At 38.3% G+C, this 12,507-nt stretch carries 10 protein-coding genes; 8 read left to right on the top strand and 2 right to left on the bottom strand.

The features are described 5' to 3' along the window. Window positions 1–3: 3 nt before the first annotated feature. Both recJ and DC498_RS04900 read left to right on the top strand, forming a co-directional pair. Entirely contained in the window at window positions 4–1,728 is a 1,725-nt protein-coding gene (gene recJ / locus DC498_RS04905) for a single-stranded-DNA-specific exonuclease RecJ (protein ID WP_116873029.1), read from the top strand. Next, complete coding sequence (locus tag DC498_RS04900) at window positions 1,712–2,401, top strand: class I SAM-dependent methyltransferase (RefSeq protein ID WP_116873028.1); 690 nt, start codon at window positions 1,712–1,714, stop codon at window positions 2,399–2,401. The genes recJ and DC498_RS04900 overlap by 17 nt, the downstream gene beginning before the upstream one ends. 13 nt (window positions 2,402–2,414) lie before the next feature. Here DC498_RS04900 and DC498_RS04895 read toward each other — a convergent pair whose 3' ends face one another. Both DC498_RS04895 and DC498_RS04890 read right to left on the bottom strand, forming a co-directional pair. After that, on the bottom strand, window positions 2,415–5,216 hold the full coding sequence (locus DC498_RS04895; RefSeq protein WP_116873027.1) for a CHAT domain-containing protein: 2,802 nt from the start codon (window positions 5,214–5,216) through the stop codon (window positions 2,415–2,417). Window positions 5,217–5,273: 57 nt separating this feature from the next. Next, a complete protein-coding gene (locus DC498_RS04890; protein WP_133176767.1) occupies window positions 5,274–6,185 on the bottom strand; it encodes a hypothetical protein in 912 nt (303 codons plus the stop codon). Between the two features lie 372 nt (window positions 6,186–6,557). Between DC498_RS04890 and DC498_RS04885 the strand changes: the two genes are divergently transcribed. The 6 genes from DC498_RS04885 (at window position 6,558) to tsf (ending at window position 12,412) form a co-directional block, all read left to right on the top strand. After that, window positions 6,558–8,342 (top strand): tetratricopeptide repeat-containing sensor histidine kinase, encoded by a 1,785-nt coding sequence (locus DC498_RS04885; protein WP_165813756.1) that lies wholly within the window; start codon window positions 6,558–6,560, stop codon window positions 8,340–8,342. A 142-nt stretch (window positions 8,343–8,484) separates the two neighbouring features. Then, complete coding sequence (locus DC498_RS04880; protein WP_116873024.1) at window positions 8,485–9,420, top strand: hypothetical protein; 936 nt, start codon at window positions 8,485–8,487, stop codon at window positions 9,418–9,420. A 228-nt stretch (window positions 9,421–9,648) separates the two neighbouring features. Beyond that, on the top strand, window positions 9,649–10,092 hold the full coding sequence (gene rplM / locus DC498_RS04875) for a 50S ribosomal protein L13 (RefSeq protein WP_116873023.1): 444 nt from the start codon (window positions 9,649–9,651) through the stop codon (window positions 10,090–10,092). A 50-nt stretch (window positions 10,093–10,142) separates the two neighbouring features. Continuing rightward, window positions 10,143–10,532: a 30S ribosomal protein S9 gene (gene rpsI / locus DC498_RS04870; RefSeq protein ID WP_116873022.1), complete on the top strand. Its 390-nt coding sequence runs from the start codon at window positions 10,143–10,145 to the stop codon at window positions 10,530–10,532. A gap of 72 nt (window positions 10,533–10,604) precedes the next feature. Further along, complete coding sequence (gene rpsB, locus DC498_RS04865) at window positions 10,605–11,495, top strand: 30S ribosomal protein S2 (RefSeq protein ID WP_116873021.1); 891 nt, start codon at window positions 10,605–10,607, stop codon at window positions 11,493–11,495. A 77-nt stretch (window positions 11,496–11,572) separates the two neighbouring features. Further along, on the top strand, window positions 11,573–12,412 hold the full coding sequence (gene tsf / locus DC498_RS04860) for a translation elongation factor Ts (protein WP_116873020.1): 840 nt from the start codon (window positions 11,573–11,575) through the stop codon (window positions 12,410–12,412). Window positions 12,413–12,507 lie beyond the last annotated feature (95 nt).

Raw genomic sequence — 12,507 nt, 5'->3', positions numbered from 1 at the left:
AGGATGGATAAGAAATGGGCGATAAATAAAACAGATCAGCAAACCGCAAAGCACCTTAATGATGTCCTCAGAATTCATCCGGCCTTATGTAATATTCTGGCTCAAAGAAGCATTACCAATTACGAGGATGCCAAATCTTATTTCAGACCCCAGTTATCTTCTCTTCATGATCCTTTTTTAATGAAGGATATGGACAAAGCAGTAAACCGTTTGTCAGCTGCTTTTAAAAATCAGGAAAAAATACTTGTTTTTGGTGATTATGATGTGGATGGTACAACAGCGGTATCAATAATGTACCAGTTTCTGCAGAAAATATACGTACCCGCTAATATTCAATTTTATATACCCCATCGCTACCGGGAAGGATATGGCGTTTCAAAACAAGGGATAGATTTTGCGAAACAACAGGGTATAACCCTGGTTATTGCTCTCGATTGCGGCATTAAGTCTGCTGACCTGATCCGTTATGCGGCTTCGCTTAATATTAATTTCATTGTGTGCGATCATCACCTGCCCGATGCTGAATTACCCCGGGCGGCAGCTATACTGAATCCCAAGCAAAAAGATTGCCCTTATCCCTACAAAGAATTATGTGGCTGTGGTGTTGGGTTTAAACTGATAACAGCTCTTGCATCCCGGCTTCAATTACCGGATCAGGAATATTTTTGTTATTTAGACCTTGTTGCAACCGCCATTGCAGCCGACATAGTACCGATTACAGGTGAAAACAGGACACTTGCATTTTATGGCATTAAAAAAGTGAATGAAGATCCCTGTGTCGGAATAAAAGCACTGATTGAATTAAGCGGTTTTAAAAAAGCGACCCTTCATATAACTAACCTTGTTTTTGTTATCGCTCCCAGGGTAAATGCCGCCGGAAGAATGGATGATGCACGTAAAGCGGTTCAGCTTTTTATTGAAAATGACTATAAAAAAGCTTTGACCTTTGCGGCAGAGCTGCACAATGATAATGACAACAGGAAAGAGGCAGACAGCAATATTACAGAAGAAGCGCTTGAAATTATCCGGAACAGTTATGAGCTGACCAACAGAAAATCCACGGTTGTATATCAACCGCACTGGCACAAGGGTGTAGTTGGCATAGTGGCATCAAGATTGATTGAAAAATTTTATCGCCCCACAATAGTGTTAACTCAAAGTGGTGAAATTGTTGCAGGAAGTGCAAGGAGCGTTCCCGGGTTTAATTTATATGAAGCCATACACGAATGCAGGGAACATCTGTTAGGATATGGAGGACATTTTGCAGCAGCAGGCATGACCTTATTACCAGAAAAAGTTGAAGCCTTCAGCATCAGGTTTGAAGAGGTGGTGAGCGAGCGTATAGCACCCGAGCAGTTAATACCGGTTATTACCATTGATACTGAAATTGAACTTACCGACATAAAACCTGCTTTTTATAATATCATTTGCCAAATGGAACCTTTTGGACCGGATAATATGCGCCCGGTTTTTATCTGCAAAAATGTAGTTGACACCGGAAACTCCCGGGTATTAAAAGAACAACACATCAAATTTTCCCTAAAGCAGGACAATGTGATGATAAGCGGTATAGGTTTTAACCTGGCTGGAAAAATGCCCCTGCTGCTTAACAGGCAACCGGTTGATATTGTTTTTACCATCGAGGAAAATGAATGGAATGGAGAAAAAAATCTTCAACTCAAAATTATTGACTTCAGATTAAGTTCATCAATTGAAAAAATGGATTGATTATATAAAACTGTTCTGGTATTTCGGGGTAAACTGGAATTTCCGGCTGGCGATATTTATGCTCAGGCATGAAATAAAAGGTGAGAAAAAATATCAGATAAACACTACTGCCCCGGCTGAACTCCCCGATCTTACTATTCAAAACGGAGATATTTCCAAATCTTCCCGCTACGAAGCAGTAAATTTTTTTATTCTTGAAAGCTTATTACAAAAAATACAATCAATTGAAAGCCTCTCTTCTTTTTCTGACCTTGGTTGTGGCAAGGGGAGAGCATTGGTAGTTGCCGCGCATTTTGGCTTCACTCACCTGAAAGGCATAGACTTTGCAAAGGAAGTTTGTGAAGAAGCTAAACAGCATATGAAAAAATTAAAACAGGATTTCCCTAATATAAATTATGAGATCATCTGCGGTAATGTTATTGATTATATAGTAGAGCCACGGGAATCTGTTTTTTTTATGTTCAATCCCTTTGACGATGAAACGATAAGAATATTTCTTGAAAAAGTTGAAGTATCACTTCAAAAGCATCCAAGAGATATCTATTTTTTATACGCAAGCCCCAGGCATATCGAAACTTTCTTCGAGTTTGAATATGAACCCATCTATAGAAAAAGGAAATTAAAGTGGCTGGATGGTGTGATTCTCAAAAAAGAATTCCAGCTTTCAACTTAATAATTTTGAAAGGTTAGCCTTTAACCATTACCGGCTTTCTACGTTTTAAATACCACCATAACCCATATGCAGCAAGCAAGATTGCGGCAATAGTAATTACAAGCGGAACATTCACCTGTGCAGTACCATTATATAGTGATTGCGTTTTGCCAACCAGTACCAGGTGCGCCCAGTATGATGGATCGCTTTGTGCCGGGTAATCTTTTATAAAATCCAGTTTGGCAGATTTGAGGGCAGTGGTAAGGTCTTTTCCCTCATCCATATACTTATAAAAATGATTGATGATATATGCAGTAGACTGATCGTTTGCGGGCCATAAGGTAGTTATTACGCTGGGACACCCGGCATACAGCACTCCCCTGCTTAAGCTCATTACTCCTTCACCTTCTACCAACTTTCCCACACCGGTTTCACAGGCACTCAGCAACATCAACCGGGTTGAGTCAAGATTAAGATTATATAATTCATTCAGGTAAAGTTTATAACTATCATTTTTAGTTGAGTCTTCGGGATAAAATGCTATATATGACTGAGACGGGTTAGCCGGATTCATTACAGCATGTGTTGCAAGATGCAAAATGTCATAATGATTTATGCGATCAAGGAACTTTGATTTTGTAGCGCTTGTATCAAGTAATATTTTACCATTTAAACCAGCTATCTCCATTTTAGTTGCTGGTAACCTTTCCAGCAAAACAGAATCTGTGTAAGAGTATAATCCTTTATTAATAAACGGCGCGACCGCAACCAGTTTAGGTAGCTCTTCTTTTTTAATATTTTCTTTTTTGTTTATAAACTGAATAGAGAAATTATAGCTGATGGCGTAATCATCAATAAGCGCTTTCCCGGATTTGGGGTTTTTGATAATTTCAAAGGGAAAATAATAGAATACACCATCCGGTAAAATGATCCATTCTTTTTTCTTTTCAATAAGCGGGAAAACCGGCTGAATAAGCACAGCAGACAAATGCTGCACCACTGAATCGGTTGCTTTAGCATTTAGCGGCTCTACGTGTTCCAACCCTTTTTGCACCCGGGTAACCTGCTCAAGATTAAGGGAACTTACAGGAATGGTTGTAGATTGAATTTCATTATCAGTTATAGCAAAAAGGTATAAAAGACTATCAGAAAAATGGAAATCCAGGATAGCGGATTTATGATCAAGTTTATTTTTGAAGAAATGCTCATCAACCCTCACATTTTCATATACCGCAGCTTCACTATTGGTATACTTTCTAATCTTATTTTGAATAACTGATAACTGGAGTTCGTCATTTCTTTTTTCTGTTGCCAACTTCAAACCAATGCTGTCCTGCTGGTTTTGATCCATTTTAATCTGAAGTCTTGCAATCTTATATTTTAATGCTTTTTCCTCCTGGAGCAGGTCTTCAGGAATAGCGACCTTGTTCTTCACCTCAAAATCCTTTAAGTTGGCTACCAGTATTGACGCCTTGTTTTTTTGAACAACACTATATGCCTTCCATAAAAAACCTCTCTCCCCTGTTAACTTATATAACAGCATTGCCGCATCTATAGCCCTGGTGTAGGCGGTATTACTGTTACGCTTCAAAAATATTTTTGCATCATCTGAATTCATGGTATGTTCAAGATGATCTGCCAACAGTATTCCCGAAGAATAAGTATCAAAAGCCGCTTTTAAATAATCTATAGCCTGTGTTTCTGAATACAGCTTTTCAAAGCACTTTGCTTTATTTATAATAGCCTTAAAAAGATTAAATGAAGAAATTATACCCGAAAACTCCGTAGGATTACTATAGATACTGCTGTCTTTATAATCAAGCATCAATTGTGTAACAGCCTTTTGATATTGCCGGGCTGCCTCTGAAACCTTACCCGTGCTGTAGAAATAATCCCCCTTATATGTGTCGTGAATGCCTAATGCTACCCTGCTTACCTGCTTGTTACTATCAAGATTCTGTTCAAATAAGTCAATATAATATAAGGCAGAATCGTATTGATGCAATTGTAAATGGGCATAGGCAATATAATTGAGCACTTCTATCCCTTTTCCTTTTTTGCTCTCATGAAAATACCAGAGTGCTTCCGCATATTTGTTCAGGGCCATATAATTATCGCCAATACTGAGATATATTTCACTTACATTATTTTTATACTGCAGTAAATTCAGGTACCCGTTAAGCGATTCTTCATATCGGCCCAAACGGTTCAATGATGAAGCAATATTAGTTTCAAAATTTATTTTCCTGATGGTGCTGCTTTCATCATCTCCAATAATCTGAACTGCTTTTTCAAAGCAGTTTTTGCTTTGTAAATAGTTTCCTTCTTCAAAATACAGTGCCCCCAAGATATTATACAACCGTTCTAATTCCTCCTGGTATTGATATTTTTCTGTAAGCAATTGGGCTTTTTCTAAAAGAATACGGGTAGAATCAAACTTATTTTCCCTGTAATAAATCCCCCCCGCATATAATAAGGGCTTAAATTCCAGCGAATCACTCAGGATATTTTTTTGACTGATAATATCAAGTGAACGCAAATAGAACAATTTAGCAGTTTCTATATCTCCCAGCACTTCTTCCAATACCCCGCGTTTCCATAATGCATTAAATAAAAAGCTGTCCGGTAAAGTTGCATCATTATTGAAGGCAGCTATTATTTCATCAAAGTTCTTTTTAGCGGTAGCATCTGTTTCATCTGTAGGAGATGATAAAGTGAGGAGACTGTCGGCTGTTTTATAGGCATGACTTATAGCCTCCAGATGTACCGGGTCTCCGGACCGGGACAACAGGCAACATAAGGTAAAAGCTATAAGAATAATGCCTTGCTTACGCATAAAAAAAGGTAATCACAGGATTACCTTTTTAAGAACGAACAATTTTTTTAATTATTATCAACGATTTGCCACTACAACAATATGAGGAGGGCGGGGATTGGCTACCTTATCCTTACTTGATCTGAATACGAAATTCAGAATACCATTAAGAACATCCTGTATATCATTAATAAGACCCTGCGGCACATCAGACAATTTGCTGTAATAAGTAAACTCTATATCAATTTTTCTCAATGCCCCGCTGCTACAATCATCTAAACGATAGTATAATGTAGCACTTACTTTTTTCCCATTAGAAGGATTGAGCGTACCAAAAAGCCCATCCAGTACAGAACGCTTTAAACTGATCACACCAGTCCTTTTATCTACACGTATATTTTGGGCATTACAGGAAAATCCTGCAGGCGGTTCATCAGCACTGCCATTGCCATTGTCATCATCCTCATCGTCATCAAATTCGCAGCCGTTCAATGAGCCATTGGGCCCGCAAATTGGCACATAAGCCGGGTTACCATTATATATAGGATTAAGCAGGGTATCACTATCGCTTAATACATAAATACCATCTAAATAATTAATTCCGGATGTAATAACGGTTGTAAAACAGGTATCCTGGTACCCATCACGAATAAACCCGACTTTGTATTTTAAACCGCTTTCGCTTTTTGTAACATTAATCTCACCGGTATTGCCATCTATAACCAACCCTTCAGGAGTAGAAATATACTTTCCCTTGCCGGGGTTATTTACCGGAGACACTTTATAATCTTTACCGTCCAGCCATTTATAACATAATACCGAATCTCCATAGTCAGGTGGGATACAAACCGTTGGTTCAGTTGTTATAACAGTATCTGTTTGTGCCGGATCAACCGGTTTGCCTGCAGGAAGAATATCTTCGAGCTTTTTTGCGCAGGCAAAAAACATCATTACCAATATGAACAGTAAACAGAACTTATACGCTTTCATAAGTTTGGGTTGGATGAAATATAACTTTGTATTTATTACTTACAAAGTGCTAATTTAACAGCAGTATATTTACTATGCAATAAACGAATGGTAGAAATACCGGGTGATCAAAAATGAATATTGATTTTCAACCCGTTCATTATTTTAATGAAAACAACCTGAAAGATTAATTGATTAATCTTAAATGCATATTATATTAGTGTAATGTAAATAGCCCTAAAGCAAAATTTAATCTCCTTCTTTCTTTTGAAAAATACATAGCCGAATGTAAACACCATGATTACAGCTACAACGCTATCAGAAAAATAGTATTCAAACAAACCTTAAATCTACATTGCAGTTATGCGGACTGGTATATTAATTATAAGCTTTATGGCAATTTTGCCATGCTTTGGGCAACAGTTCAATGCTATTGATTCTTTACACGAAGTGCTTAAAACGCATACAAAAGAAGATACTACCAGGGTAAATATGCTTTTAAACTTTGTAAATGCTTCTATATATGCCAGGCCTGACTCTTCTTTACTTACCTATGCCGAAGAAGCATTAAGCATCTCCCAAAAAACGGGCTGGGAAAAAGGGAGGGCCAACGCACTTCAGCGGTTAGGCATTATATACTCTTTTATTTTGTCTGATAATGTAAAAGCTTACCCGTATTACCTGCAGGCACTTGATGCCAACGAAAAAGTGAACAATAAAACTTTTCAATGGCAAACATTAGCCAATATAGGGCTGCTTTTCTTTAATGCCCAGCAGTTTGAAAAATCATTGCACTATTACAAACAGGCATTGCAGATTGCAGAAGATATTAATGCAAACGAAGCAGCGATGCTGCAACTCAGGGGAAATATGGGAAATGTATATGCGGAATTACAGCAACCGGATTCTGCTTTAATATTATTCAATTATGCGATCAATACTTCCCGAAAACTTAATAATCCATTATTCTTAAGTAATTTTTTAAGTACCGCGGGAGTTGTTTTGAACAGGAAAAACCTGCTCGATTCAGCAGAAAAAAGTTTAAAAGAAAGTATAACCATTGCTGATTCTATCAATTCACCATTGGTAAAAGCGCTTTCACTGAATAATCTTGCTTTAACCTACAATCTTCAGAAAAAACCGCAGCAGGCTTTACCGCTTGCTAAACAAGGCATGGCGATCTTAGAACAACTTAATGCAACGCAATGGATAGTAATTGGCCTGCATACATTAAGCGATATTTATTATAGATCAGGCAACTACAAAGATGCCATGGATAGTTTTCAAAAATCCATAACCATGAAGGATTCTATCATCAACTCTTCAAAAAATGTGCAGATGGGCGTAATGGAGGCTACCTATGAATATGAAAAGAATAAAGCAATAACTGAAGCTGCTTACGAAGCGAAACTATCCGAACAAAAATTTAAACGCAATGTATACCTCAGCATAGCAGGATTATTAATTGCAGCAGGTATACTCTCTTTTTGGTTTTACAAAAGACGGCGGGATGCCACGATAAAACAAAAAGAAGCAGAATTAAAGGCTGAGATTTCAACCACAGAAATGAAAGCCCTCAGGGCACAGATGAATCCTCATTTTATTTTCAATTCGCTTAATTCCATAAGCGATTATATCTCCAGGAATAATATAAAAGTAGCAGATGAATATCTTACAAAATTTGCAAAATTGATGCGCCTGATACTTGAAAACTCTGAACATAAGGAAGTGTCTTTGAGTGAAGATTTAAAAGCATTGCAACTATATATGGAATTAGAAGCCATCAGGATGAATCATAAATTTTCATACGAGATAAAAGTGAGTGACGCTATTGACCAGGAAAACACGTTGGTGCCACCACTCCTGCTTCAGCCTTTTGTAGAAAACAGCATCTGGCATGGAATAGCTAAAAAAGAAGGAACGGGCAAAATTATAGTTGAGGTCAGGAAAGAAGGGGACAGGATAGTTTGCATTGTTGAAGATAACGGTATTGGTAGAACCGCAACGATGAATAAAATGCCTGCCAGCACCGGCAGGAAATCCCTGGGCATGAAAATTACAAAGGAAAGAATTGATATTCTGAATAAAACCAGGAACACTTCGGCAAGTGTTCATATACGTGATCTGGCGCAGGGAATGCTTGTTGAAGTACAACTTCCGTTGCAAGAGCAATTCTGATTAAACAGGGGCATAATTTCGACAAAATAATCATTGTGTAAGACAAACGGCATTTCATCGAAGCTTTAGGGCTGTACATCGAAATTGCCGATTTTAAAAAAAATTGCCGATTATTTTTATACCGAAATTCTAACCCGATATCATGCAAACCCGGAAGATTATATTAATTATTTTAACCTGCGTTGTTGCTGCTTTAGTTTTTTTAGGTGCTTTACCTATGCGCAGATCATACAAAGCCATTATTTCAATTAACGCCAATAATACCATAACCGGCCGTACCATCACTGATACTACCAATTGGCATACCTGGTATATAGATCCTGAAAATAAAAGAAACACTTTTCAGCATTTTGAAGTCACTTCAGATAAGAAAACCGAGAATTTCAATTACACACTTCAGAATGATAATGCGTTAAAGATTGGAGTTATTCAGCTAACCAAAAAAAATAAATGGAATACAGAGATCACCTGGATTGAAGAACTTGAAATACATGAAGGTATTTTTAAAAAGCTTAACCTGCTTTTTAACCCTTCACAGTTCAGGGAACCATTTTTTCAGAACATTGTTCAATTTAAGAACCATATTGAACATCCCGACTCCGTTTTCGGAGGAATTACTTTTGAGCGCATTGAAATGCCGTTTAATAAGATTGTCGTTAAAAACGATACTGTTCCCGTTAGCAAGATAGAAGAAGCAATATTGGATTCATACAATGCAATTATTACTCAAATTCCGCAGGATATCATAAAAGAGCCCGGCTTCTTTTTGAGCCAGTACGAAAAGATAAGCGATTCTGCTGCGTTGCTCAGTGTTGCGGTTGAAATAAATGAAACTGAAAAAGAACCCGAAGTTCCCTTTGAACTTACTGAATTAGAAAGTCACCAGGCCGTAGTAATGCGCACCAGGAGCTATTCAGATATTGATAGTGATGTATCTATTATGTATGAATGGCTTAAAAAGCATAATGAGCGCCCTGCAACTAGCTTTTGGGTAAAACATAACCCAGGCAATAATGTAGCCCTGGCATCCACGGCAAATCAGCTTACCATCATCCAGGAAGTCTATTCCCTGCAATAAAAAAGCCTTTCCAATACCGTTTTATACCTCTTCATAAGAAGGGAGTAAAATCCTGTATCAAATTTTTTATTGGAAATCAATAAATTACAAAGCTTCAATAAAAAATAGTCCTTTATTTTCTTGGAAATCATATCACTTTAGACCTACCTTTGCGCTCCAATTTTTAACCGGTATGCGGCGGGATGGCGCTGATACCAACCTGTTACCAAACAGGTAAAATAAATAAATATGAGCAAATTACATTTCACTACCAAGCATGCGAACGAGGCTACCGTGCAACATAATTGGTATGTTGTTGACGGCACCAATCAAACCGTTGGTCGCATGTGCGCAAAAATTGCTGCGGTATTACGTGGCAAAAACAAAGCCTATTATACTCCACACGTTGATTGCGGAGATTATGTGATCGTTATCAATGCAGACAAAGTTGCATTTACCGGTAACAAACTTGAAGACAAAACCTACATCAACTTTTCCGGCTATCCCGGTGGTAAAAAAGAAGAAACTGCAAAAAGCCTTCTTGCCCGCAGACCGGAAGTTGTGATAGAAAGAGCTGTGAAAGGTATGCTTCCTAAAAACCGTTTAGGCCGCAAAATTTATAAGAAGCTGTTTGTATATGCAGGCGCGGAACATCCACATACAGCACAAAAACCCGCAGCATTAAAATTCTAAATTAGTTAAACTGCTAATAGCGGTTTCGCTAATAGCGCAAAGCGTAAATAATGGAAAAACAAAAAAATGGCGTTGGCCGTCGTAAAGAAGCAGTGACAAGAGTTTTCCTTTCTAAAGGAGATGGAAAGATCACTGTAAACGACAAAGATTATAAACAATATTTCTCATTGATCTATTTGCAGAACCAGGTAGAGCTTCCGCTTAAAACAGTGGAAGGTTTAGACAAATTTGATGTAAAAATAAATGCTACCGGCGGTGGTCCTAAAGGACAGGCTGAAGCTGCAAAATTAGGTATTGCCCGTGCCTTACTTGAAGTCAGCGCCGATTACAGACCAGCTTTAAAAGCAGCAGGCTTGTTAATGCGTGATCCAAGAGGCGTTGAGCGCAAGAAATTCGGTAAGAAAAAAGCAAGAAAGAGCTTCCAGTTCAGCAAGCGTTAAGGTTTGTTTTTCAGAAGTTCAGCGTATATATCGATTCATCATCAGAATTTTTCAAATTATTAAACTATAAAAATGGAAAATAGCACTTCATTGCAGCAGCAATTACTGGAAGCCGGTGTTCATTTTGGTCACCTGCGTAAGAAGTGGAACCCAAAAATGTTGCCTTACATTTTTGCTGAGAAAAAAGGTATTCACATTATTGATCTCAACAAAACTGTTGAGAACCTGCAGGAAACTGCAGCCGCTTTAAAAAACATTGCCAAAAGCGGTAAAAAAATAATGTTTGTTGGTACAAAAAAACAGGCAAAAGAAATAGTAACAGAATGCGCTAAGCGTGTTAACATGCCTTACGTTACAGAAAGATGGTTAGGTGGTATGCTTACCAACTTTAATACCGTGCGTAAAAGTGTTAAAAAAATGCAGAGCATCGATAAAATGCTTAACGACGGCACATTCGACAGTATTACCAAGAAAGAACGTCTTACACTTAGCCGCGACAAAGAGAAAATGGAAAAAGTGTTAGGTGGTATTGCACAGTTAGGACGTGTACCTGCTGCACTGTTCATTATCGATATTGGTCATGAGCACATTGCATTGGCAGAAGCAAAACGTTTGGGCATATCTACTTTTGGTATGGTTGACACCAATTGCGATCCTAACAAAGTAGACTTTGCTATTCCTGCGAATGATGATGCTACAAAATCAATAGCGATTATTACCAATTATATTACGGCTGCTATTGCAGAAGGTTTGGCTGAACGTCAAAATGAAAAAGCTGAGGAAGAGACAGAAGAAGAAGTAGTTGAAAAAGGACCAAAGCTTGATATTGACGAAGCAGGCAATGACAGGGAAAAAGGTGGTCGTGGTGCCGGACGTGGCAGAGGCCCTGCCGGCGGCGGTGGCGGACAGAGAAGGCGCACACCTTCATCAGGTGGCGGAGCAAGACGCCCTGCAGGCAGATAATTGTATATACATACTTAAGCGATAAATCTTATTCGCCTTTTAAAATGTATTTTCTAATATTTTAAAACATTTCAGATATGTCAACTTTAACTATAACAGCAGCAGACATCAATAAGCTTCGCCAGATGACTGGCGCAGGCATGATGGACTGCCGCAAAGCATTAACTGAAACAAACGGTGATTTTGAAGAAGCAATCGACTGGCTTCGTAAAAAAGGCGCTAAAGTTGCTGCTCTTCGTGGAGACCGTGAAGCGAAAGAAGGTGTGGTACTTGCACAAACAACTGCCGATAACAAAACAGGGATAGCCGTATGCATTAGCTGTGAAACAGACTTTGTAAGCAAGAATGCAGATTTCGTAGCTTTTGCCCAGAGTATTGCAGATGCCGCTATTGCTAATAATGTAAAGAGCGCTGAAGAGCTCAACGGCGTTAGCATCAATGGTGCAAAAGTTGCAGATCTTATCAACGACAAATTAGCAAGCATTGGCGAAAAAATCGGTATCAGCAAATTCGAGCGTCTTGATGCACCTTATGTAGCTTCTTATATTCATGGCGCTAACCGTATAGGTGTATTGGTAGGATTTAATAAAGAAGCTGTTGAAGCAGGTAAAGATGTTGCCATGCAGATAGCAGCTATGAATCCTGTAGCGGTAGATCCCGATTCAGTACCTGCAGATATCGTTGCCCGTGAAAAAGCAATCGTTACAGAACAGATAAAGAATGATCCTAAAATGGCAGGAAAACCAGATGCAATGATTGAAAAAATTGCTGAAGGAAAGCTGAATGCATTCTTTAAAGAAAATACCCTTACCGCTCAGCCATTTGTAAAGGATGGCGGAAAAAGTGTAGCAGAGTATTTGAAAAGTGTAGACGGCGGTTTGGTTATTACGGCTTTTAAAAGAGTCGCTTTAGGATAAAATATTAAAGACATATATAAAGACTATCTCTTTTTGAGATGGTCTTTTTTATTTTAACACCCTGCTCTAAGAAAAACAACTACCGTAATATTTGG

Source organism: Terrimonas sp. (genome assembly GCF_003075435.1).
Lineage (GTDB): Bacteria > Bacteroidota > Bacteroidia > Chitinophagales > Chitinophagaceae > Agriterribacter.
The sequence above is the reverse complement of the archived record's forward strand: the minus strand, read 5'-3'. Positions and strand labels throughout refer to the sequence as shown.